Annotated in this window: 17 protein-coding genes; 1 reads left to right on the top strand and 16 read right to left on the bottom strand. The window is 44.8% G+C overall.

Annotation, left to right across the window (positions count from 1 at the left end; genetic code table 11):
• Nucleotides 1–7: 7 nt before the first annotated feature.
• Nucleotides 8–985 (bottom strand): phosphotransferase, encoded by a 978-nt coding sequence (locus GC096_RS07510; protein ID WP_171629611.1) that lies wholly within the window; start codon nucleotides 983–985, stop codon nucleotides 8–10.
• A 137-nt stretch (nucleotides 986–1,122) separates the two neighbouring features.
• On the opposite strand from GC096_RS07510, the gene GC096_RS07515 reads away from it, so the two are divergent.
• Complete coding sequence (locus GC096_RS07515; protein WP_171629612.1) at nucleotides 1,123–2,043, top strand: hypothetical protein; 921 nt, start codon at nucleotides 1,123–1,125, stop codon at nucleotides 2,041–2,043.
• A gap of 367 nt (nucleotides 2,044–2,410) precedes the next feature.
• Here GC096_RS07515 and GC096_RS07520 read toward each other — a convergent pair whose 3' ends face one another.
• The 15 genes from GC096_RS07520 to GC096_RS07590 all read right to left on the bottom strand — a co-directional run bounded on the left by GC096_RS07520 (nucleotide 2,411) and on the right by GC096_RS07590 (nucleotide 25,420).
• Complete coding sequence (locus tag GC096_RS07520) at nucleotides 2,411–3,328, bottom strand: aldo/keto reductase (RefSeq protein ID WP_171629845.1); 918 nt, start codon at nucleotides 3,326–3,328, stop codon at nucleotides 2,411–2,413.
• A gap of 199 nt (nucleotides 3,329–3,527) precedes the next feature.
• Nucleotides 3,528–5,459 (bottom strand): glycoside hydrolase 5 family protein, encoded by a 1,932-nt coding sequence (locus GC096_RS07525; RefSeq protein ID WP_246302629.1) that lies wholly within the window; start codon nucleotides 5,457–5,459, stop codon nucleotides 3,528–3,530.
• 300 nt (nucleotides 5,460–5,759) lie between these two features.
• Nucleotides 5,760–7,184: a tannase/feruloyl esterase family alpha/beta hydrolase gene (locus tag GC096_RS07530; RefSeq protein ID WP_171629613.1), complete on the bottom strand. Its 1,425-nt coding sequence runs from the start codon at nucleotides 7,182–7,184 to the stop codon at nucleotides 5,760–5,762.
• Between the two features lie 40 nt (nucleotides 7,185–7,224).
• Nucleotides 7,225–9,057, bottom strand: a complete 1,833-nt coding sequence (locus GC096_RS07535) for an FAD-dependent oxidoreductase (RefSeq protein ID WP_171629614.1) — start codon at nucleotides 9,055–9,057, stop codon at nucleotides 7,225–7,227.
• A 478-nt stretch (nucleotides 9,058–9,535) separates the two neighbouring features.
• A complete protein-coding gene (gene hutG, locus GC096_RS07540; RefSeq protein ID WP_171629615.1) occupies nucleotides 9,536–10,504 on the bottom strand; it encodes a formimidoylglutamase in 969 nt (322 codons plus the stop codon).
• Nucleotides 10,501–11,808: an imidazolonepropionase gene (gene hutI, locus GC096_RS07545; protein WP_171629616.1), complete on the bottom strand. Its 1,308-nt coding sequence runs from the start codon at nucleotides 11,806–11,808 to the stop codon at nucleotides 10,501–10,503. The genes hutG and hutI overlap by 4 nt, the downstream gene beginning before the upstream one ends.
• Nucleotides 11,809–11,823: 15 nt before the next feature.
• Nucleotides 11,824–13,497, bottom strand: coding sequence for a urocanate hydratase (gene hutU, locus GC096_RS07550; RefSeq protein ID WP_171629617.1), 1,674 nt, complete (start codon nucleotides 13,495–13,497; stop codon nucleotides 11,824–11,826).
• Nucleotides 13,498–13,517: 20 nt separating this feature from the next.
• On the bottom strand, nucleotides 13,518–15,080 hold the full coding sequence (gene hutH / locus GC096_RS07555; protein WP_171629847.1) for a histidine ammonia-lyase: 1,563 nt from the start codon (nucleotides 15,078–15,080) through the stop codon (nucleotides 13,518–13,520).
• 274 nt (nucleotides 15,081–15,354) lie between these two features.
• Complete coding sequence (locus GC096_RS07560; protein WP_171629618.1) at nucleotides 15,355–16,215, bottom strand: DUF421 domain-containing protein; 861 nt, start codon at nucleotides 16,213–16,215, stop codon at nucleotides 15,355–15,357.
• Nucleotides 16,216–16,313: 98 nt separating this feature from the next.
• On the bottom strand, nucleotides 16,314–18,344 hold the full coding sequence (locus GC096_RS07565; RefSeq protein ID WP_171629619.1) for a hypothetical protein: 2,031 nt from the start codon (nucleotides 18,342–18,344) through the stop codon (nucleotides 16,314–16,316).
• A gap of 27 nt (nucleotides 18,345–18,371) precedes the next feature.
• Complete coding sequence (locus GC096_RS07570; protein WP_171629620.1) at nucleotides 18,372–20,189, bottom strand: sensor histidine kinase; 1,818 nt, start codon at nucleotides 20,187–20,189, stop codon at nucleotides 18,372–18,374.
• Nucleotides 20,176–21,624, bottom strand: a complete 1,449-nt coding sequence (locus GC096_RS07575) for a response regulator (RefSeq protein ID WP_171629621.1) — start codon at nucleotides 21,622–21,624, stop codon at nucleotides 20,176–20,178. The genes GC096_RS07570 and GC096_RS07575 overlap by 14 nt, the downstream gene beginning before the upstream one ends.
• Before the next feature lie 107 nt (nucleotides 21,625–21,731).
• Nucleotides 21,732–23,435 carry a type 2 periplasmic-binding domain-containing protein gene (locus GC096_RS07580; RefSeq protein ID WP_171629622.1) on the bottom strand — a complete coding sequence of 568 codons (1,704 nt, stop codon included), beginning with the start codon at nucleotides 23,433–23,435 and terminating at the stop codon, nucleotides 21,732–21,734.
• Nucleotides 23,436–23,578: 143 nt separating this feature from the next.
• Nucleotides 23,579–24,463, bottom strand: coding sequence for a carbohydrate ABC transporter permease (locus GC096_RS07585; RefSeq protein WP_171629623.1), 885 nt, complete (start codon nucleotides 24,461–24,463; stop codon nucleotides 23,579–23,581).
• Between the two features lie 39 nt (nucleotides 24,464–24,502).
• Nucleotides 24,503–25,420: an ABC transporter permease gene (locus tag GC096_RS07590; RefSeq protein WP_171629624.1), complete on the bottom strand. Its 918-nt coding sequence runs from the start codon at nucleotides 25,418–25,420 to the stop codon at nucleotides 24,503–24,505.
• Nucleotides 25,421–25,683 lie beyond the last annotated feature (263 nt).

Below are 25,683 nucleotides of genomic sequence, written 5' to 3' on the forward strand. Positions count from 1 at the left end.
AGTTTTTTTAAAATAATTGTCCTTTGGTGTATTTTAGATAATCGAAAACGATTTTTAGTATCTCAAGTGTTTCCTTATACTGCTGTAAAAGGGCTGATTTCTCAAATCTTTCGTGGGCGATATCCTCTTCTATTAAAAGCAACAACCAGAAGGAATACAACGCACTGTATTTATGATAATCCGAAATGAAGTTACCTTGTGTTGGAGATTGAAGGTTCTCGCGAACGGAAATATATCTAGCAAGAATTGCGAGACGTGAATCCTCCTGGATGACCAATCGCCTGTATTGCGGGCTCGTAATGTCCATCAACGTATACAGATCCCAGAATACGCTATTCGTATGAGCGTACTCCCAATCGAAAATATAGACTTGATTTTTCATCTCGGCGATGTTTAACGGATACAAATCTCCGTGCGCAATAACGATTTCATTTTCAAATTGATCCTGGCGTAGAATATCCTCATAAAAGTAAGTGATATGCTCATCTCGAAATCCTAGACGCTCGAATAATTGCCTCGTTTGCCTATCCTTAGCCAAAATATAACGCTGAATTTCCTTAATTTTCGGAGTGTGACCCTCAAATTGTTCAGGTAGAAGTGATGTCGGCAAGAGATGCCAATAAGGGATAAATTCTGAAGTTTTTAACATCATCTCACTGCTGAAGTTATGCTCCAATTCGCCCAAATCTTCGAAAACCATCCATTCCTTTTCCGGCTCCAGCGTTTGAGAAGCGAAGAGGATCTTGGGGATGTTCACCTCAGGAATTCGGACGAATAAATTCGCTTGCAGCCATACTTCTTTTCCCTTATTGGGATAGTTCGTAAGTGGTTTATAAATAAAACTCGATATCGTATCAACTACATTCACCTGAATGCGCTCAACCTTCTGACCATTACGACCCACGTAGATAACTTCTCTTACATGCGGAATACCATCACGAACCTTGCCAGATTCTAAGAAGATTCTCTCGTTCATTGCTGTCATTATTTCTCACCGTCCTAGTCCTGCTCATTATCTTAATTTACCATATCACAAATGTTAATAGGCATGATATCCACGAAAAAATATGATATATTTTGCATATAGAGTTAATTCATAGTCGCCATGGAGGCTTACTTATCATGTTACATGTACTTGTAGACGAAAATGATCAAACAGCTTGGTATCCCAATTATCTCAGCGGTTTAAAAAAAGGACTTGATTCCGCGGGAGTCCCGTATACCTTTTCCCCTCAGCTGCCGGAGGACCCACAGACTCCCGTTTTGATCACACGCTTCACGCTATTTGATATGATCAAAGAAGCAAGTCCAGTTCCCCAGCATCTGTATATTCAAGAACATGACGTCTGGAACCCTTTCACGAACGTGTTAGACTTAGAGTCATTATGGATTTTCCGTCATCCCTCATTGAAAGCTATTTTCTATACGAATCCTAGCATGGTGCCTTGGGGCAAACGTTGCCTGCCTGCCGGATCACAAGTCGAAGTCATCGCAGCGGGCTTTCCTTATGACCATGACTATGTGAATGCCACCTTGAATGGCATCACACCTTCTAATGAGCGAGAGAAACTAATTGTCTTCCCAGGCCGAATGAATGAATTCTATCAGCCTTATCTCTCCGTCCGATTGGCATTTGAATTTATGGAGTTAGGGTATCGCGTAGTAATCGCCTCGCCTGTTACACCTTTGTCCCATTATCCAGTTGCCATGTGGAGAGAATTAGGCATTGAAGTGGGAAGGCTGCCGCATGCTGAGTATTATCAACTTTTATCCAAAGCAACAGCAGCGGTATCTGTCACGATTGGCGGTAGTCTCACCTTGGCGCTCTACGAAGCTCAGTTACTAGGCGCCACGCCAATTGCACCAAAGGGAAGGGAAGATCTGCCTCCGTTCACCGAAATGTATAGCCCTAGATATGATCTGCTGCATCCAAGAGAAGCTATTGACATGGTAGAAAATAAAGTCCCTGTTACCATAGATACGCGTTGGTTCAGTATTGATGCCTATGTCCGAACAATACTGGATACAGTTTCCAACCATTAAATTATGACACGTACCTGCGAGATTTGGAATGGGTCCCGCCCACGCTGGAACGCCTATAAGACTTAGTTACTCCTAGTAAATAGTAAATAAACCAGTTAACTTCCGCTATTGTAGATGTTAACTGGAAAATCTACAGCTATTTATGCGAAATTTCCTCAAAAATTCGAATTAACTGGAAAACATGTAGGTAAAACTGCCTATTTTATTCAGATCGGGCAAAATGGTTAAAATTAACTACAGATTTTCCATCTATTCTGGGTTTGTTCGGAAAACCCTAAGATTTAACTGTAGATAATCCATCTATTTGCCGGGAGATAAAAAAACGCTCACTCCATAGGAGTGAACGCTTCGCTTCAAACTCTAAACACTAGGGAAGAACATTTCCCGCGGCACGATATATCTCATACCATTCTTGACGAGTCAACTGAATATCGCCAGCTTTGGCGCAATCGATTAATCGATTGATATTCATTGTCCCCGTAACAGGCTGCATCCGCGCAGGATGACGAAGAATCCATGCAATCGCGATTGTCGTATTGGATACTTCATATTTCGCCGCGATTTCATCAATCTTCCCATTCAACTCTGGGAATTTCTCGTTATCAAGGAAAACACCTTCAAAGAACCCGTATTGGAATGGTGACCAAGGCTGAATCGTGATATCGTTCAATCGGCAGAAATCAAGAATGCCGCCATCACGGTCCACTGCGGAATCATTCAGCATATTCACGTTGATACCATTCGAAATCATCGTTGCGTTGGTAATGCTTAACTGCAACTGATTCGCTACAAGCGGCTGTTTGACCGACTTTTTCAGCAATTGAATTTGGAGAGGTGTCTGGTTGGAAACACCGAAATGTCTGACTTTCCCTGAGCTTTCCAGTAAATCAAACGCTTCAGCAACTTCTTCAGGCTCCACTAAAGCATCAGGACGATGTAGAAGCAGAATATCTAAGTAATCCGTTTTGAGCCTTTTCAAAATGTTGTCAACTGATTCCAAAATATGTTCTTTGGAAAAGTCGAACATCCCTTTGCGAATACCGCATTTGGACTGCAGTATAATTTTCTCTCGTACATCATCGTTCATATGGATGGCATCCGCGAAAATTTCCTCACAAGTCCCCCCACCATATATATCCGCATGGTCGAAGAAATTAGCTCCGATATCCAAAGCCCCTTGTACGAAGCGTTCAGCCTCAAGCTTGTCCAGCGAGTTAATTCTCATACAGCCTACTGCAATAACCGGAACTTCTAAGTTACTGGTTCCAAGTTTCATTGTTTTTATCATAAATAATTCCTCCTTCAAAACTGCATCACATACTACTTGTTCCTGAGTTACCTCTCCTATTGTCACACATTGCTAACTCATATTCAAGAATCGCGATCCCTGACATGTAGAACGAAGCAAAAAAACCATCCACACAATAGACAGCCGATTAGCTGTTTGTGCTGGATGGTTTCCACAAGTTACCATGTATCGCTTATCACTTTTTCAAATAAAAGATTGCCGCATCATTCGCGACCACGTTCACACTCAAGTTCCCGTTCCGATGCTGTGGACGCTCGCCATATAAGCTCTCTTCGACATGCCAGCCTGCTTTCATCACCAATGGCACTTCTCTATCTTCCTCGGAGTAGTTGATCAAGACTGCAATCGTTGTGTTCACATCCGAAGGGTGCTCCGTAATCCCGATTTGCGGCTCGTTCACATGAAGAACACGAGCGCCCCGCGCCTCTCGGGAAATGGTTTCATACATTTTCCAGTACGGAAATTGCTCCGGATTGTAGCTGACTCCTGGCTGTTGCGACATCGCTAACTCGAGTGGCAAGGCACAGAAGTAGACGATCCCTTGGCCATAAGTTGCTTTGGTTAGTACGGGATTGCCATCCGCTTCTGCAGCCAAAACTTCCGCACGGTCGTTGCGGAAATCCAACTTAAACGTACTTGGAATGGTGAGCGGAATGTCGCCGCTATCCGCTTGTAGGTAAGCAACCGCTTCACTTGCTCTGCGACGGCGATTCTGTACAGTAAGCCCTGTCAGCTCTGCAAAGTTGAGCATATACCCGTCATTGGAGGACACATATAGTGTCGCACCTTCGCGGACTTTCTCCAGCAGCTGCTCCCAACGCTGCTTCGCAACCCCGAAGACGCCAGTTACGCAGGGCAACAGATAGAAGTTCGCATCCGGCAGCGGTTGATCCTCGAAGCGGAAGTCGATATCGAAACCGGCTTGCTTCGCTAACAGAAAGGCCCCAATGGCCGTAGCCCAATGATCCTGTGTGCTGTTAAGAATACATACAGCCTCGACGCTGCGCGCTGGCAGATTCTCGAAAGGCATGGCTTGAATGACTTTCTTGAGCCGGCCCATTTCATGCAGTGCTGGTTTTACGCGCCCTTCCTCCGTCATGAGCCCAAGCTCGCCTTCACAAGCTACCCAGTCATATGGTGCATGGTTAAGTTTCGTTTGATCATTCGCACACCACCACAACAAACCAGGAAGACCATGTGCCCACTGCGATAGCATGCTCGTACGTGCAAATGCCGCAGCGACCTCTTCACCGCAAACCATGGGTCCCATCGTTCCCATTTCCTCAGCGAAGCAAGGCTTCTCCCCAATCTGTGCGTACAACAAGCTTTCCATCGTGGCATGTATCGTTGGTCGCATCGAAGTCAATGGATCGAAATCCATGTAAGGTGTCCAGAACGGGTAAGGATGTGTTGTCAAAATATCCGTGAGCTCCCCTTGATCCTGCATCGTCCAGTTCCCCTTCGGATGCAAGCTATGCATCCCTGAAATGAGCGGACGCGTCACATCCTTCGCCTTAATCGCATTCGCAATAGAGGCCGTCCACACATAAGCCTCTTCTTGAGAGGCAACCTTGCCCATCACGTTACACTCGTTCCCGAGATCCCAAGCAATGATGGAGTCGTTATGTTTCATTTGTTTCACGAAATACTGAACGAAGCGTACTTGCCAGCGAATGGCATCTGGATCGGTCAGAATCGCCTTGCCCCTAAGAGCAGGGGGAACGAACAACCGACCACTCATCCAGCCCGTGACTAGTCCGACAATCAGCTTGATGTCATACTTCTTGGCGATGTCCGTAAAGGCTTGAAAACGCGCCATCATTTCTTCAGACATGCCCGCTTTACCCGCTTCTGTATCCGGCAATCTTTCTTCACCGAACCGGTAACCGAAATGCTGCCCTTCCCCTGAGTACATATTCTCAATCGGCTGAAAATCCGGCCACAACGGGAATACTCGTATTACTTCAATACCCGCATCGGACAATCTGAGTAAATCAAGATCGACCTGCTCGGGATTCCAATCCGACCACATCGCGGTTCCTGCATGCGACGCCCAATAATTACAGCCTACAAAAAATGTGCTTGGCAAATTTAATAACTGATTCAAGATACGTTCCTCCTAGTAGTAGCTGACTATAACGTATCTCAAGCGTACATAAAGTTAGACGCATACACTATAATAAAAATACCAAAAAGTATAACGATTCTACTTTTTGTAAGTCAAAGAACCGAGCAACAGCTGCTCGGCTCTTCCAATCTCATCTCGCTAATTACTTCACGAACTTAATGACATCATTTAAACGAGGTATTTATCCGCTGGAATTGGAACTCCGCCTCGAGGATGTTCAACCCCTTGATAGCTAGCTGGCAAATTAGGATCTCCGGAAATGTAATCGGGAAGCTTCGGTTAAGGGAAAATAGGTCTTTGGAAGTCCATGCCATTCGGAGCAAAACCATCTATAAACGCGGTAGCGATAAGTGTATCTGGCGCTTTTTCGTGCTCAACCCAGTCAACCATTGCGGCTAAAATGTCATGTTCGCGATCAACTGGTAAACTGGAAACACCTCTAAAACCTATCTCATTCAACCCCGGTCCACCTCCACAATGACCCATTCCTGGCACAAGGAATAACCGGAAGAAATCCTGGGTTTGATCAAGGCCTCCCTGATGTTCAATCACTCGCTCATAGTAGTGGAGTGCATCTTGATACGGCACAAGCGGATCCGCCATGCCAGTGTACAACAAGATTTTCCCACCTAGAGCTTTCATCTCGCTGACATCGGGATTATTTGCATTAAGAATTGGCGCTAATCGCTCATTCAACGTATCCAAATCATGATCAAAATCAAATGTCGAATAATCGAAATCCGCCCCGAACACCCAATGAAATGGATATAACAGCGAAGATGGTAATTGTTCTGGATCTTGTTGAAGATCCAGCCCTCCCCCACAAGCCTCACTCCCAAATGGAAGTGGTGTGTAGATACGTTCGCCTGTTCGTGGATTGGTTGGACCCGCATAAATCAGCTTCAGTGCGGAGATCTGTTCTTCGGTGAGGCTAACCCCGTCATCGTCAACCTGTGAAGCCGCCAACGTCTCTGGGCCGAATTGCAGAACCCTTGGGTCAGTAAAGAAGTTATCACCATGAAGAACACCGCCATCCTTCCCCCGTCCATGTTCGACTACTTTGCGAGTTATGGATGCAATTTGTTCTTTTGAAAAATGCGCACCTGTTCTTTGATTCGTTGCTTTGAAATTCCACAAAAATCCAGTATGCAAGTGAGTGCGATTGTTTGCTGGCGCCCCAGCGATAATGCCGTGGTAATCAGACGGATAGCGCTGAGCTTCCATTAACGCTTGTTGCCCACCCGTTGAACAACCCATGAAATAAGCGTAGCTGGCTGATTTTCTGTAATATAATTGGATGAGCGATTTCGCCGCTACCGTCATCTCGTGTGTGGCACGATAACCGAAATCCACCCATCGTTCAGGATGTCCTATCGCCTCGAAGGCATTTGGCGAAGTGCCCATATCCGTATTCGCTGTCGCATATCCTCGCCGCACGCCAAGTGCAAGTGGATTGTAGCTAATATAACTTGCACTACCTCCATTGCCCGTGCCGAGGAATCTGCCATTCCAATCTTGTGGCAGCCAAAGCTCCACTCGAATGTTAGAATCCGAGGTTGGCCTCAGCTGGAGGCAAACTCGGCAAAATTCTGGTAAGTCCGTAAAGATTCTACCGTCCTCTAAGGTGAGACTTCCTTCTGGCACCATTTGAACATCCATAATCGTACAACCAGGTATGTCAACATTCTTAAATATTCCTTCCAAGACGCCGTCCTCCTCCTAAAAAATGTTCACCATATTGACTTCAATGACATCTGATTTCAAACACTCTAGCATGATCCAATCCATTCGTGCTTAAGACTTCCAAGCGTAGCCTATTTACTTGCTCTAACCCTACATGGCGTGTTACTTGCCGTTGGTAATTATCCTGTATCATCATCACTTGACGAGCATCCTTGTCTGGCATCGCAGTATACGCAATAACCCGGAAATCCTTCAACGTTTCCGGCTGCGGTCCCCATTCATTTTTCTTATGCAGCTGATCCTCTTGTGTCAGGGTTAGTCTCCGGTGCATGCCTGTATCAAGCACGATGGTGATCTCGCTAATGGCAACTGGTGTTTCCCATGCTAACTCAATCCAAGGTGCTTGATCATCAGGACGTGACATCCACCTGTGAGAACCAGGAACGACGAGGTCTAGCCTAACGCCGTTTGTGCCATGCATGGCACGGGTATAGCCATCTATTACATTCGATGCTTGGCCTTGAGGTTGTTCGGAAGAAGCTCGAACTGTCGCTTGGCTACACAAGTTATCGCTAGCGGGAATACCAGGAAGAAACGCATCCTGCCCGATAAGCCTTTGTTGCGTTTTCCCAATCAATTCTTGATTCTTATAAGCCATCTCAAGTGAAATACCTTCTTGAATGGCCAAAGCGGCGAATGTTCCCGCACCTTGCCCCATTACACCACAAGTAGCCATGACTCTCGTGCTTGAAAAAGCAATATGTGTAGCGGATATATGACGTCCAACAAACATCAAATTCTCCACATTAGCACTGACCAATGACCTTAAAGGGATGCCATAAACATGGTTTGTATGCGGTTGATGGCAGGGATCGATCTCTTTGGCCTCAATCCCCTGTGGTGGATGTGTATCCATCGGCCACCCTCCATATGCGATGACATCTTCGAAATGAACCGCTTCTTCTAGATCCCTTTGTGACAATACATGCTTGCCGATGAATCGACGTGATTCCCGCTTGCCTGGCACGAAGCCGAACCAATCCAGCGCCCACGTCTCAGACTCTGGGTGATGACCACTATTTTTGATATGATCCCAAACGCCCATCATGATAGCAAGCAGTTCGTCACGAATCATTTCGTTATCTGAGATTGTATCCAGTAATCCGCCAAACTCCACCCACCAATACCCATATTCCCATGACGCATGACTGCGGTATTTCAAATCCTCTTCAGAATATCGCTTCGCCCATACAGGAGGGATGAATGCCATCGGTTTACCCATATTTCTTGCTGTAAATAACAGCGAAGAACCGAGACGATACGTATCGGCTACTTCCCCAGCGAAAGACTCTCCATATTGCTCGGAAGACTCACGTCCTGTCGTGAATCGCGCTCCTGCTTCTTTGCCAAGACGACCGTCTCCTGTACAATCCATGAATATGTTCGCACAAATTTCGAAGCTATGCTCCGTGCTTTCCCTCGTTGCCCAAGCTGACACAATCCGATTCCCATCCATTCGCACGCCAATTATGGCCGTATTCAGCATCAACGTCAGGTTCGGTTCCGATCTGCATTTGTCATATAAAAGGAGATCCAGCATCGAAGCGCTTCGCTGTGGATTGCGGACAGCGCACTCCAGAAGAATTTCTTCCAGGATGCCACCTTCTCTTGCTTCTGTTTCTAATACTGTCCCTCGTTTGGAATGCGCCGCCCCGACAATATGCATACGGATCTCGGAAGAGGCATTGCCTCCCAGCACTGAGCGATCCTGACAAAGCGTAACCTTGGCACCATTCCTAGCAGCAGCAATGGCAGCTACAACGCCCGAAATGCCGCCACCGGCAACTAGGATATCTGTGTGAACCAGTTGTTTCTTGCTATCTCCACTTATCATGGCTATTCTCCCTCACGATCTTATTTAGAATGACAGAATAATTTCGTAAGCGCATACATTCCTGCAAGAATACCTTTCTTCCCCTTGCCAGAATCGTAACATATATTTTTTTCATAGTAACCCTTCTTCCTCTAGTATAGAATAATTTTTTTACAAATATATTGTGAGCTTGGACGGCACGGATAACGCTTCTAGCACCAAATAGTCCGAATTTGCCGAATTAATCTCACTATCCGCCACATTGTATTGTGTTTAGTCCGAATTAACCCAACTAAATCGACCAATTAAGCCTCCGAACAAGGATATTCGGTAAATAGTTCGGCAGAATCGGACTATGGGTCTTTTTCACAAGTAATCCTCGTTTTAATTCGGAAATTTCGGACTAACGCAGTCTCCGCCCCTGCTACACAAAGAAAACGCCGCTAGCTCCAGTAATAAGGAACTAGCGGCGTTTCTAGCATAAGCCTAATGCCAACTTTTATTTCGGGCGCGCAGCGACCCCTGCCAAGAAGCTAAGCATGAACTGTACCGCTAGTCGCGAGGTCACATTGCGCACATCGATAGTTGGATCGATGCAGACGAAGTCCAGTCCCTGCACCTGCGGTAGCGATCCGAGTCGGTAAAGAGCATCCAGTGCATCCCACGGATTCATCCCGCCAGTACCAATCGCGGGGCATCCCGGTGCGTAAGCCTGGTCAATCACATCCACATCGAAACTCACGTACAGCACATCCGTGCCGTTCCCCGCAAGATGAAGCGCCTGGTCGAGCACAGCATCCATGCCCATCCGACGGATATCACGAGATGTATACACATGTACCCCTTTACCCTTCACGTAGTCATGATAAGGTTTCGAATTCATGAAGCCTCGAATGCCAATTTGTACGATGTGATGTCCCTCTACCACACCCGATTCGAGGATACCTCGGAATGGCGTACCGTTGGTGACGCCACCATCCTCAAAATTACGGACATCATGATGGGCATCAAAATGAAGAATACCCACTTTTTTCCCAGGATGACGGCCCACGAAAGCTTTGATCGACGGGCAGCTCGTCGAATGATCGCCGCCGAAGATGATCGGAATTAAGCCCGGCTGGTCGATATATAGCGCGCGCAAGCTTTCCTCGATGCGGCGGTGACATTCCGCGATGTCTGTCACATGCATTTGGATATCGCCGAGGTCGCGAACGGCTATGTCTTGCAGATCAACACCATACTCCATAGAGTATGTCGTAAACGACTTGAACGCCGCACGTACAGCTGCCGGTGTCGTCGAAGCACCTGAATGCGAAATCGACGACTTAGACAGCGGAATGCCGATGATGCCTGCAAGCAATGGCTCTTGACCGTCCCACTGGCGAATCCAATGGGCAACCTTGGTTTCCTTGTGATCTCGGAACACAGCTTGATCAGGTGATTTGAGAAAAGGGATCTCATGGCTCATCGTGCCCCCTCCTCCTTACCTGATTCTTTTGGCATGATGGTACGGTCCCATACGATCACCTTTCCGTTTTTGATGACCCCAAACGTATGGTTAATCCCGAAATGATACGGCAAATATGCCAGATTCGGCGCATCAAATATGGTTAAATCCGCACGCTTTCCCACCGCAATCGAACCGATATGTTGCCCTCGTCCCAAGGCATTCGCCGCGTTGATTGTGCATGCCGTTAAAATCTCCTCCGGCGTCATCTTCAGGTTCAGCGATGCCAACATCATGACGAGCTGGATCGACTCGGTCGGACAGGACCCCGGATTATAGTCCGTTGCGATAGCCACCGGCAGTTCAAATGCATCGATCATGTCGCGGGCACGCGCATGCTTAGTCAGGCCTAGATTGAACGAAGTGCCCGGCAAGAGCACTGGAATCACGCCTTGTTCCGCCATGGCAGCGAAGCCTTTATCGGTCGCTGCAAGCAAATGTTCAGCGGATATCGCACCGATTTCACCTGCCAGTTCCGCTCCGCCAAGCGGTTCTATTTCGTCTGCATGTATTTTCGGAAGCAAACCGTACTCCAAACCTTTTAGCAGAATTCGGCGCGTCTGTTCAATAGTAAAAACACCTTGCTCACAAAACACATCGCAAAACTCCGCAAGCTCCTCTTCAGCCACCATGGGAATCATGTCATTGACGATGAGGTCTACATATTCCTCGGTACGACCTTTATACGCCGGCGGCACCGCATGTGCCCCCATAAATGTCGATACAATTTCGACTGGGTTAGTATCATTCAAATGTTTTGCCACACGCAGTTGCTTCAATTCATCTTCCAGGGTGAGACCGTAGCCGCTTTTCGCCTCAACTGTCGTGACACCATTCAACAACATCTCGTTCAAACTTCGATGCGCCTTATCATAGAGCTCCTGCTCACTCGCTGCGTGTGTACTTTGCACTGTGTTAAGAATGCCACCGCCCTGCGCCAAAATGTCCAAATACGAGACACCCGACCGCTTCAGCGCCAGCTCATGTTCACGGGAACCGCCATGAACGAGATGGGTGTGCGGATCAACCAGCCCTGGCGTGACCATGCGTCCACCTACGTCGATGATTTCTACAATTTCTACGCTTGCAAGGAGGCTCATGACATCTCGTGCTGCTCCAAACGCCACGATTCTCCCTTCGCGAATAGCTACCGCCGCCTCGGTGATTACATCGACTTGCTTCATTTGTTGCCCGCAGCGCGGTACATTCCCAGGAGGGGAAACCAAACGACCAATCCCCGTAACGAGTAAATCAATCCGCTCCATCTCCTCAATCCTCCTTCAATGTCCCTGCTCACGCATAGGTATGCGGATCCCGTGCTCTTCCGCTGTCTCAATCGCTTCATCATAACCCGCATCCACATGGCGGATAACCCCCATGCCGGGGTCAGAGGTCAGCACACTGCGGAGACGCTCATCTGCTTCAGACGTCCCATCCGCAACAATTACCATGCCAGCGTGCAGCGAGTAGCCCATCCCGACACCTCCGCCATGATGGACAGAAACCCAAGAAGCTCCTGCTGACGTATTGATCAGCGCATTCAGGATCGCCCAGTCACCAACGGCATCGGAACCGTCTTTCATCGCTTCCGTTTCACGGTTTGGCGACGCGACGGAGCCACAATCCAAATGATCGCGACCGATCACAATCGGTGCTTTCAACTCGCCAGTTCTCACCATGTCGTTTAATGCCAGACCGAATTTTTCGCGCTCACCATAGCCTAACCAGCAAATACGCGCCGGGAGACCTTGGAACGCGACACGCTCACTCGCCATCGTAATCCAGCGGCGCAGGTGATCATTGTCCGGGAACAACTTCACCACAAGTTCGTCTGTTTTGCGAATATCTTCCGGATCACCGGAGAGTGCTACCCAGCGGAAAGACCCTTTACCTTCGCAAAAGAGCGGCCGGATATAAGCTGGAACGAATCCGGGAAAATCGAAAGCATTGGCAACCCCTTGGTCGAAGGCGACTTGACGAATATTGTTGCCATAATCGAACACAACGGAGCCCATTTGCTGAAGGTCAAGCATCGCTTGCACATGGGTCGCCATACTGCTTTTAGAAAACTTCACGTATTGCACAGGATCCTTCTCACGAAGCAGCGCTGCTTCGGCCAACGTAAATCCGATTGGAATATAGCCAATTAGCGGGTCATGAGCCGATGTTTGGTCTGTCACGAAATGTGGCTTGATGCCGCGACGCACGAATTCTGGGTATATGTCCGCAGCGTTACCTAGCAAACCGATGGCTAGCGGCTTATTCGCTTCCATAGCTTTACCTGCCAGCAGCAGCGCTTCATCCAGTGTTTCAGCCAGCACATCGCAGTAACGAGTTTGAATTCGGCGCTCAATGCGCGTTCGATCAACTTCGACCGCAATGACAACGCCCTCATTCATGGTGACGGCTAACGGTTGAGCGCCGCCCATGCCGCCAAGGCCTGCGGTCAACGTCAACGTACCTTTGAGCGAACCGCCTGTATGTTGGCGGGCCGCTTCGGCAAAGGTTTCATACGTACCTTGCAAAATCCCTTGCGTCCCGATGTAAATCCAACTGCCCGCGGTCATTTGGCCGTACATCATCAGCCCCTTCTGCTCCAGCTCACGAAAATGCTCCCAATTCGCCCATTTGGGCACGAGTACAGAGTTAGAGAGCAGCACGCGTGGTGCACGTTCATGGGTTCTGAAAACACCGACCGGCTTGCCGGATTGAATTAACAATGTTTCATCGCTTTCCAGGCGCTGCAATTCGCGGATGATAGCATCAAAGGAAGGCCAGTTACGAGCCGCTTTGCCGATGCCGCCATACACAACGAGATCTTCCGGTCGTTCTGCGACATCCGGGTCGAGGTTATTCATCAGCATACGCATAGCCGCTTCCTGTACCCAGCCCTTGCAAGATAGATCAGTACCGCGAGGAGCGCGTATTTCTCGCTTCTGAGGATTGGAATTCATCTTAGTGATCTCCTCTCATGTCAAAATAACTTGCCAGTCACAGCCTCAACCGCTTGCAGCCACTCGCCTTCCAGTAAAGCAGTCGCCACGTTTTCGATATCGCGGGAGGTCGAACGGTCCTCCAGAACAGGGGGAACGAGCGCCCGCAGCTTGTCGTACAGAACCCGGGTCGCCGGAGCAAGGCCCTCCGTCCCTACAAATTCAGCTGCTTCCGCTGCACAAATCAACTCGATCGCCAGCACCTTAGACACGTTGTCGATGACCTGCACGGCATGGCGCGCTGCTGTTGTTCCCATAGACACATGGTCCTCCTGATTCGCCGAAGATGGTATCGAGTCCACGCTTGATGGGTGCGCCAGCACTTTATTTTCCGAAACGATCGATGCACTTACATATTGCGCGATCATCATGCCTGAATTCATCCCTGGTTGATGGCTCAAAAATGCAGGAAGTCCACCTGAAAGCGCTGGATTAACCAGCCTTTCGGTACGGCGTTCCGAAATGTTCGCGAGCTCGCTCATGCCGATTTTCAGAAAATCCATCGCGAATGCGATCGGCTGACCATGGAAATTACCGCCAGAGATGACGAGACCTTTCTCCACGAATAACAACGGATTGTCCGTCGCAGCGTTCATTTCTATTGCAATCTTATCCTGCACATAGGCAAGAACTTGGCGTGTCGCACCATGCACTTGGGGCAGACAACGCAGTGAGTAAGCGTCTTGTACACGAAGCTCGCCTTGGCGTGTCGTCAACTTGCTGCCTTTCAGCAGCTTGCATAAGTTCTTCGCTACGCCGATCTGTTCTGGATAAGGGCGTACCTGATGCACCTCTTCCGCAAAAGCTTCCGGAATGCCGCGCAAGCATTCAACTGTCAGTGATGCAACTACATCGGCAATTTTCGCAAGTGATTGTGATTGGATAAGCGCCAGCGTACCAATGGATGTCATGATCTGTGTGCCGTTAATAAGCGCTAGCCCCTCTTTTGCCTGCAAGCTAATCGGTTTAAGCCCTGCAGTTGCGAGTGCTTTCTCACCCGGCAGACGTTCACCCTTATAAAATGCCTCGCCTTCTCCCATCAGCACCAGTGCCAAATGTGACAATGGAGCCAAGTCACCACTAGCACCAAGTGAGCCTTGTTCCGGCACGACGGGGTGTACGCCACGGTTGATGCAGTCGATCAATAGCTGCAGCGTTACCGGGCGGATGCCCGAATATCCTTTGGCTAGCGCGTTTGCGCGCAGCAACATCAATGCGCGAACCGTCGGTTCCGGCAGCGGTCTGCCGACGGCGCAGGCATGGCTGCGAATCAGGTTAACTTGCAGCTGGACAGCGTCTTGTGGTGAAATCGTCACGTCGCTGAATTTGCCGAACCCCGTCGTGATCCCATAGACCACTTGGCCAGTTGCAACCAGTTCCTCCACCATGTTGCGGCACGCAATCACACGCTGGAGCGCCTGTTCATCTAGTCCGACCGGTACATGATCATAAACAACCGAAGCTACTAACTCTGGTATCAATTGCACCCCGTCTAATACAACCGGAGTCGCTTCTAAGTCGTTTTCCTGCTGTTTGTATACCATCGCCATGTCAACTCAGACTCCTTCCTTTCTCGCTTTACCAAAAGAAAGGGACCGTACGGAAGTTGTTAGCTTCCATACGGTCCCTTTTTTAAATAAGAGGGTTATATGCGATTGTCCGGTATCAAACTCCAGCCGATCCTTCATCGCGATCACCACTTTATCGTTTATTATGTTTTTTCCTAATCTTACCTAATCTTATTTTCACACGCTGGTTCGCGAGCTGTCAAGATGGCTATAAGCCCAGTTGTCGCCGCTAGTCTTGTCGAATTACGCATCACCGCTTAAGGATCGGTTCCAATTGTGCAATGATATCCTCCATTTGCTTCGAGCATTGCTCGTACATCTCTTTGGCCTTTTTATTATTGGTGGACAATCCATACAACATTAAATCGCCTTCGCATTTTTTTAATATTGCAAATAGCGATGCTTTTTCCTGTGGCACAGGTACGGCGATCTTATCATCATACAAGTCCACAAACAATTGGCCGTAAGAATCCACTTGACCTAGAAATACATTTTCAACTGTAACCCCTATTTTAACTAATTCGGTATTCAACCACGCTCTGCTAAAGCTTAGTGTAGCCAATGATTCATCCATGATTACGCCATCCATGATCACCGCTTGGGGCTCTTTCTCTGGCGCAACCTTAATGCCTAAATGTTTGGGAGTCAACGGTAAATTCTCTCGCGTTAACAGGACATTAATCTCTCCGCTTGGTTCCATGATAGCAAACTCGACATCAGCAACTTTAAATACCGACCTCTTGCGCAATTGCTCCATGAGTTCATCTGTGGTTAGGCGTTCTTTCTTTAAATTATCTTCCATAATCTTGCCTTCACGAATGAGTATAGTTCCTTTACTATCAATGAAATCCCGCGCTTTTTTACTTTTCATCTGCAGAAATTCAATGCCCAACGTACAAGTCACCCATACCCCAAGAGAGACCAATCCAAGATACCATTTCGTATCCGTGTCCAGCGATATGTACGCCGCCAGATTACCAATTGAGATCCCGGTTATGTATTCGAAGAAGGAGAGCTGGGTCACTTGCCTTTTACCTAACAGTTTAGTCATAAGGAACAGCACCACAATTGATAAAAATGTGCGTAAAACAATTTCAACCCAATCTAACACATGGGATCCTCCTCAATATCTAATAAATTCCATTGTATTCAATTGTTTGTTGAATGCGTGAAATTTATGCAAATAAAAGGAAATTATTCCAATCTCTATTATACCTTACAAACCCCATGGTAACCTAGCAGATGATAAAAAGGTCCATTCATATCGCTGCTTAGCCGCCATTTGATATCGCTAATTAACGCATAGGCATGCTTGGCCTGTACCTGATCATAAGCCTGAAGCAGCGTGACTTCCTGTTCACATCGTTTCATACAATCCATCAGAAGTGCATGTCTATTTTCCAACTTCGTCATCATGAGCATGCGATACCTGAAGAACATCTCCGTGTGCACTTTGAAAACTTTAACGACCTGTATTTGATAGTCCAGACATTTCCTCAATGCCGTATAGTCCTCATCAATGAGCTCACCTTGACATTGCTCTAAGATTTCACTCATTTTCAAGATATTTATAAGTGCCTGTTCTTTCTCAGCGACGATAAGCGATAAATTTTCTTCCGTAGGCTCTAAAATCCATTTCCGTTCCTGACCTGCTGTATTATAAGGATGATCCATGTAGGCCAGCTGCCACTCATATCTTTCTATAGAGCCAATAAATGAGGAATGAAAATTATTCACGACAGATTCAATGGCATACTGTGCTTGTTCCGCGACTTTCTCCGACAATTGGAAAAATTCGAGCATCTGATCAGGGTATCCCCTTCTCTTACACATTCGCCATATATCGGCGAGCCCTATATTCATATCCCAACAGGTCTTGAAATAGACATCATATTTAATCGACTGTACGCCTTTCAATACCGCATAATCCCCGATAAATGTGGTGTTCGGACCTAGGGCATATCCCCGTATCCTGCACATGAAGCCACTAATTCCCTTGTCGTAGTAATGCCGCATGCGATCCGGTATGAATTGCAGCGCACAAGTGATCCATCCAGCCCAATCCCCTCTGTACTCGCCGCCGAGATCGAACTCTACCCATTCCCTGCCCGGAGAAAGTCTGCCTGGGAGTGTTGCTGGCGAATGGAAACGATAGAAGTCCTCAACCTGCATTTTACTTCGAGAGTCGCAACGTTCAGGTAATCTCCCCAGAATATCTTCATACACTTTCTCACAATCAGGATGATGGGTAAAGCTAGAACAGATAATCCTCGCATCACTTCTGCCTGCTTCATCCATGGCCTCAAGCGCTTTCTCATACATCTCGAGGAAAAGCTCCCCAATCGATCTTGTATCTGTCTCAGGACGATAGCATTGCCAGACTTCCATAGCCTCTCCTGTCCAAAGTTCAATACCGGAAAGGGCAGGGAAATCCACCATGACCTCTTTAATTTTGGATTTGTAGAATAGCCAAGTATCCTCACTATCTAACCGCAGCACGCATAATCCCGTATCCGGATTGCGATAGAACATGTCTGGGTGTTTCTTAAGCAGGTCTTCAGGGATATTAAACTCGGTGCAAGACAGGTAAAAGTCCATTCCCCAGTTTTTCGCCTCATTAATAATGGAACGAAGGCATTCCTTGGCAAGCTTAATCTTGCCCAACTGATCTTCTCTTTTCAGAATCGGAAAGTATGCAAAATCAAGGAATGGATACCAGCTCATACTGATCCAACTATCGATCCACATCAGATGATTAACTCGTTTTCTGGCCAAAAGTTTGATCAGGTTGAGATTCTCTTCCAGGTTTTCCATCGATGTCATCGAAGGACCCCAATGCCGCTCAACGCCTCTTTTTTTAATATCAGGTGTAGAGGTCATATTTAATCGGGGTAACCGCACCTCACCATCCAGAACGTATGTTTGGTCAAGGATTTCACATATGCCATAGAGGATTGCCTGTTCACTTGCACCGGAAAGATTGATATGATAATAACCATCTTTCATTACTGTAACAATTACAAACGTTTGTTCACTATAACCTTCAATTACTTGCGGCTCGAGAATACGAATTCGGTTACCTTCACTGGAATCCGTACACAAGGACAGGTTCTTAACTTGATACTCGTCTCGCCATTCTTCGATCAACAAACCCACCGCATTATTCGTAATGATGCCGCTGTTATAGCAAATCTCAATACTTAGCTGACAATCACCATGTTTTGTTATGTGCAAATCCATCTTGCCAAATTCTCCTTCCATTCAAAGCTAACAATCAGGCAACAAGATGATTTTACCCGTAGGTTCAATAATAGGCAGCCTGACGGTAACTTTGGTTCCTTTACCCGCTTCGCTAACGACATTCAGACCATATGGTGATCCAAATTGTAGTTTTAATCGCTTATTAATATTACCTAGTCCTATGCTTTGTTTGTCCGTTCCTGATAGTTCTGCATGCTCGTCATCTCGAATGCCTTTACGTAGTTCGGCTAACCGTTTGTCCGTCATTCCGATGCCATTATCCTCAATGTCAATTTGCATATAACCATGTTCGGATATGTGTCCGCGAATAAACAGACGTCCAACGCCAGATTTCATTTCCAGGCCATGGTACATCGCATTTTCCACAATCGGTTGAAGAATCATTTTCAACGACTTCATTTCTAAGAAAGACTCTTCCATCTCGATCACGATCTCAAATTTACCCTTATACCTGATGTCCATAATTAACAGATAATCTTTAATACAGCTCATTTCGTCCTTGATACTCACGATCTCTTGGCCCTTAATGCTATATCTGAATATGCGCGACATCGCTGACGATATACTGACGACCTCACTCACATCATAGGCCAAGCCAATGCTACTCAGGCAGTTCAATGTATTATAAAGAAAATGGGGATTAATTTGGCTTTGCAGCGCTGACAGTTTCGCTTGTTTTTTCGATAACTCGGCTTCATAGAGAGACGTTTGGTTCTCAACAATATCTCGCGTCATCGTCTCTACGTTATCCAACATCTGATTTATATGGGTAGCAATAATACCCACTTCGTTTGTTGACGGGATTTTTAATCTATGCTTTAAATTCCTCTCACCCACATGCGATAGGAATCTCACGATTAACATGACAGGACGTGTCGTATTATACATAAAAATACTGCCTATTACCGTCAATAGGACGATCATAATAATACTCAACCAGATGCCTAAGGAAACGATTGGCTTCATATCACTTGTAAGCTCGGCAATCGGAAGAACACTGATGACTTTCCAGTTCACACTATCAATCTTCTTATATTGGACGAGCGATTTTTTACCCTCATACACAATTTCATCTTTGGCTGTACTGCTTATGCCTTCCTGCCAAAAAACATTCTCATAGTAGTCGCCTGCTTTAAGCCCTTTATTACTTGCAATCACTCGATTGTCAGTATCAAGGATCAGAAAGAGTGAATTCTTCGTTAATTCGGTTGTATTCACTAATTTCTCTAATTCCCTCGTATCAAGTAGGAAAATACAGTTACCGATTTTGGAATAATCCCCCGTAGCGTCAAAAGAAGAAAAGATAGGTGAAATATACGAATAATAATAGAACGCATCACTGTTGTCTCTCACAATCGATGAAAACACAGGTTTAATAAACTCTTTGCTTCGAAAATTGTACATTTTCCCCAACGTTTTCAATATATCATTGTTGTAATGCAGATTGTCTGAGATCTGTCTGTCATTATTATTTAAGAGAAGAATGCTATAAATATTTTGATTGGAAGACCTTGTATGCGTGAAAATTTCAGAGACATAGTCATTTAATTCCGCACTCCGAATGCTATTCGTCGACACCATCAATTCCTGTACATACTTACTATAACTAACCGTTATGGAATCTCTCTCCACACTTTTAGCTATCGTATCTACATTTAGTGCTACCTGTTCCATCAGATTGCCCGCATACTTAGCCGCACGTTCCCGAGTAAGTGAATTGAAGAAAACATTATACATGCTCTGTATCAAAATCATCATAATCAGTGCAATCAGGATTAACAGCGATATTTGGTGCTTCAGCTTCAGATTACTAATTAAGCGCATTCAAGTCTCCACTCGTTTTACGATATTTGGAAGGTGTACACCCTAAATTCCGTTTAAACACTTTATTAAAATAGAAATAATCACTATAACCTACACTCTTACATACGTCTGCAATAGACAAGTTACTATTCTGGAGCAATTCAGAAGCCTTTTTCATCCGCAAATCCGTCATATATTGCGAAAACGTCATGCCCGTAACCTTTTTAAACAACTCACAACAATAACTCACATTAATGAAAAATTTCGTGGATAAGTCCTTTAGAAATAGTTCCTCATGAAAGTGTTTATTAGTGTACTGCAACAGTTCCTTAAATTTATTATTGGCATCCCCTTGTTGATCTCGTTCTGGATCCGATAGCAATTCAAATACATATTCGCTTAGCGATTCTAGATTCATGAACTTTTCTTTCATTTCACTATAATCCAGAAACTCAAAATCCAGTAATTGACTACTGCTATCACTGTCTTTTAATGTATGCATAACAAATTCATTCCATAAAAACACCGCGTCTTCAATACCTAAATGGTGTTCACTAAAAAAGGCCGTTATCACGGAAGACAGTTCCTTCATGTTCTTATATTGAACGCGTTCAAGTGCTTCAATAATGCTTTCAGCAAACTGTTTAACTACACTTTTTTTGCTCTTTTTGTATAATGAAACTCGCTTTGAACGATCGACAAAACAATCATTGCTTGCGATATCCGACGTTTTTAAAAGCATGGATACATGATCAGCTCCATCACTGGATAAACTAATCCCTGCCCTATCCACGACATGTTCTTTGGAAATAAGACTACGATAGATCAACTCACTCTGATCTTCATCACTATTAATAATAAACACAGTTTTTCTAGGGCCTAATTTTAAGGTAGTTAGTTGTGCTCTACTTCCTAATTCCAATAATACGACATCATCATATTCCGCATTTTCAAAATACACCGTTACAATCTGATATTTCTTGTAAGGTTTATGCCGCAATCGCGTATTCAAAAGAGACTGATTATCCTTAAATTCTTCCAGCAAAGACATATATAAACTTAAATCATTTGTACTGCGTTTATTCTCTAACTTTCTATAAAGCTTGTCTAACATTTCCTCTGCCTTTTCCATATCCAACGGCTTTAATTGATAATCCATTGCACCTTCCTGAAGTGCATGCTGCACATAGGAGAACTCTGCAAACCCACTAATTACGATAAAATCAGTGTCTATCCCTTGTGATCTCGTTTTTTGCATCAGTTCAATCCCTGTCATGTCAGGCATTCGAATATCCGTAAAAACGACATCAGGATGTTCTTTACAAATTACTTCTAAAGCTTTGGCTGGTTCGGTCGTTTCACAAATAATTTTAAACCGATTCCCGTTGCGCTCGATTAATTTACGAATACCGATCAGAGCCCAAGGTTCATCATCAACAATGACCACACGATACATACAGGATTCACCACATTTCTGCCAGTAATATCTGGAAAGGGAACTCTTTATCCGTGGACAAAGAGTTCCCTTTTTCTTGACTTATACTAATAATAGCATAACCACAATTATTTAATTTTAGAATTTTTCTTCGCAGAAGGCAACAATTCTGGTGTAAGTTTCAGTTGCTTGAAATCTTCTGCAGATAACATCTTATCTTTATTTTTTTGATAGTAGTCGTTGTAGAACGCATCCACATCTTCACCGCCGGCTTTTTTCCAAAGCTCTTTCGCATCTGCTACAGCTTTCTCAGCTGTTAAATTAGGTTGTGCTAGTGCTTTTAAGAGGAAATCGTCGACAGCTTTGGTTCCATTCGTTTTCTTCAAAAGCGTATCAGAGGCAAGTGCTGGCAGTGTTTGTTGCCATTTTCTTGGATCAATAGCTTCTGGCTTATTAACAACTTGCGCCATCTTATAGTACAAATCTCCAAACTCTTGCAAGACAGGATCGCTCGATTTGAGATATGAGTTGTAATATTCATTGGCAAGCGGACTAATTGCAGAACCTAAGTTAAAATCGAAAGTTCTAATGATACTGTAATCTGTTGCATAATCGTATTCAATTTTATTCTTCGCCGGATCTACTACAACTACAGTACCTTCAGCATCTCTCTTTTTATAAACACCTTCAGGTCCATTTACCAAGTAATCGGAAACTTTCGGATCGTTTAGCCAGTTAATGTATCTAGCAGCCGCATCTGGATCTTTGGTTGCTGCATTAATAAAGCCAACTGTAGATGGTCCACCATTGATATAGCCTTCAAATGTTCCATATTTTGTCGCAGGCAAATCAAATGTATCCAGTTTAGCAGTCGGATTAGCCTTTTTGAAATTCGCAAATGTTGGTGAATTCAGTTGACTAAATTTCCCAGTCAAGAAAATACCGATCTTGCCATTCGTGAAATCCGTTAGTGCTTTGTCGCCTTTATCAAGTAAGAAGTCCGGATCAACAACCTTCGCATCAACAATTTGTTTCGTAAACTTCAACCAATCTTGGATTCTGTCCCATACAAATGTCAGCTTGCCATCAACGACAGCATACTTCTCCGGATTACCAAAACCAAACATATGAGAAAGCACTCGTTGGGAATCCGCATTTAACGTCAATCCATAGGTATCATTCTTACCATTACCATCCGGATCTTTCTCTGTAAATGCTTTTGCTACAGCAAGCAAGTCTTCAGGTGTTTTTGGCATAGGAAGATTTAACTTTTCTAACCAATCTGCACGAATGACTGCAGCGTGATTAGGTGAAACAGGTGATACGGTTCCGACCGTGTAACGTTTACCATTAACTGTCGTAAGCTTTTGAAGTGCTGGATATTTATCTAAAGTCTTTTTATAATTGGGCATTTTCGCCAGCAACTCATCTGTGATTTCTAAAGCTTGCCCTTTGGAAATAAATGGCGTCATATCTTCATAGTTGGCTACGACATCCGGACCTTCCCCAGCTGCGAACAGCATGTTCATTTTTTGAGGAGCTTCTGTTCGTGGTACCACAATGAATTTCACTTCTTCAAACGGCGCATTTTCTTGAATCCACTTCGTCCAACGGTTATTATCATACGTACCTTCGGAAGCAGGAATGAGTCCTCGATCATAAACCATAACCGAAACTTTACCTTTTTTCACGTTAGCAGCGGGGGTAGTTGTTGTAGCAGTTGCATTACCTGACTTTTTAGGCTCTTCTTTCGTAGTGCTGCATGCGGTAAGTCCAACAGAAACAGCCATCACAAACGATAATGCTACCACACCTCGAAATTTTTTCTTCATACTCATGTTGCCTCCCTTTTTTAGTAAAAATATGATCGAAATTATGAAATCGCTTTCGATATATATGTGAAGAATACGAATCAATTATCGTACCCTTTACAATCAACAAATATTCCCTACATCTTAGCTTCAATGCGCTTAACTTAACCTTTAACAGACCCTAGCATAACACCTTTAACAAAATACTTTTGCAGGAATGGATAGACGGCAAGCATCGGCAATATCAGCACAACAACACCAGCAGACTTAACTGATTCGGAAATGACCTCTCCTGAACCAGAAACCGCACCTAAATCTTGACTCGTCCCCAATTTTATTTGCTCTAATTGGAAAACCATCTGCTGTATGAGCACCGGTAAGGTATACCCCCTCGAATCACTGATATACATCAGTACTTTCAAGAAACTATTCCAGTACGCAACTCCGTAGAAGAGGGCTAATGTAGCTATTACAGCTTTGGAAAGCGGAAGATACATCTGAAGTAAAATTCGCCATTCGGAACAACCATCAATTCTAGCCGCTTCTTCCAACTCTTCGGATATATTTTCAAAGAAAGACTTCATAATCAACATATTGTAAGGGCTAATTAGTGTTGTTAACCAAATGGACCAGTAGGAGTTCATTAATCCAAGTGATTTCACCAATAGGTAGGTTGGAATCAAACCACCGCTAAACAACATAGTGAAGACGATTAGAAAGGTTACTTTTCTTCTAGCAAACATTTTCCTTTTGGACAAGGGATACGCACAGAGAATTGTGAAAATCATGCTAAGCGCAGTCCCAACTACAGTAACAACGACACTATTCTTAAAATATTTAAATAAATCTGTGGATACAATTAAAACTTTATAAGCTGCTGGTGTAAAATCAACCGGCCATAAAAATACTTTGCCTGATTCAATAGCTGCACCGCTGCTGAATGAAGTAGCAATAATATAGATGAGCGGAAGTAAACACGACAGCGATATAATAAATAGCACGATGTTATTAATTTTATAAAAAGCTTTTTCTCCCGTCGAGATTTTCAAGGGCCTGTCCCTCCTTCATATGTCTAAGTTGTTAGTCGTTTAAAATAAGGCATTCCCTGACATCTTCGCTAATCGGTTCGCCACAAGCACAAGGATTAAACTAATCACAGAATCGAACAATCCCATGGCTGTCGTTAAACTAAATTCGCCTTGTTGAATACCCATTTCATAAATAAAGGTGGGCACAACATCCGTCATATTCTTTACAACTGGATTTTGGAGAACGAAAATCCGGTCAAATCCAACTTCCATAATTTTCCCCGTTGCTAAGATAAACGTTAGGACGATGGTTGGGACCAAACTAGGAAGTGTAACTTTCGTAATTTGCTTCCACTTGTTAGCGCCATCGACAACCGCCGCTTCGTAATACGTAGGATCTATGCTCGAAAGTGCTGCTAAGTAGATAATGGCATTAAAACCTGCATCTTTCCAAATCCCACTTCCCAGGAAGATGCTCATCCACGCTGTGTGATTAAACAAAAACTGAATGGGTTCCCCGCCAAAATACTCAATAATAAAATTGATTGGGCCATTTTTAACAGAGAATACGTTTATAATAATACCGCCTACGATGACCCATGAGAAAAAGTGAGGCAAATACAGAACCGTTTGTGATGCTTTTTTGAACCATTTCATTCTTATCTCATTGAGTAGAATAGCTAATATAATTGGAAACGGGAATGAAACAAGGACGGTTAGTAAGCTAATCACTAACGTATTCCTGATAATTTCTAACGTATGTGGCTGGTCAAATATCATTTTGAAATTCCGAAGCCCTACCCAGTCACTTCCCATAATACCATCTATGAATCGATAATCCTTAAAGGCAATCACCGCACCAAACATGGGTACATAGGCAAAAATAATAAAAAACAAAAGTGGCAGTGCTATCATGGTATACAAAGGTATGTTTTCTTTAATTCTAATTTTTCTGTGTAGTTTCTCACTGTTTGTCATTTCGGTTTCCTCCTGAAGCGATAAGTTCTGTCTTAGGTTTGTTGGCTTTATTTCGACTTCCTTTCTTGTTGAAAACGTTTTATTAATTGTGCTTCGCAATGTTATTTGATGTTTTTATTGTATGGCATAAATGGACTAAGAAAAATGTAATTAAATCGTTTCTTTTATGTACTATTTTCGTTATTGGTAGGCAGGAGGACCCAGAACGAGATCATGGCTCGAAGACATTGTTGGTGAATTTTGTAGGTAAAGGGAGACTTGTG

This window comes from Paenibacillus plantarum, from assembly GCF_013141695.1.
Classification (GTDB): Bacteria; Bacillota; Bacilli; order Paenibacillales; family NBRC-103111; genus Paenibacillus_E; species Paenibacillus_E plantarum.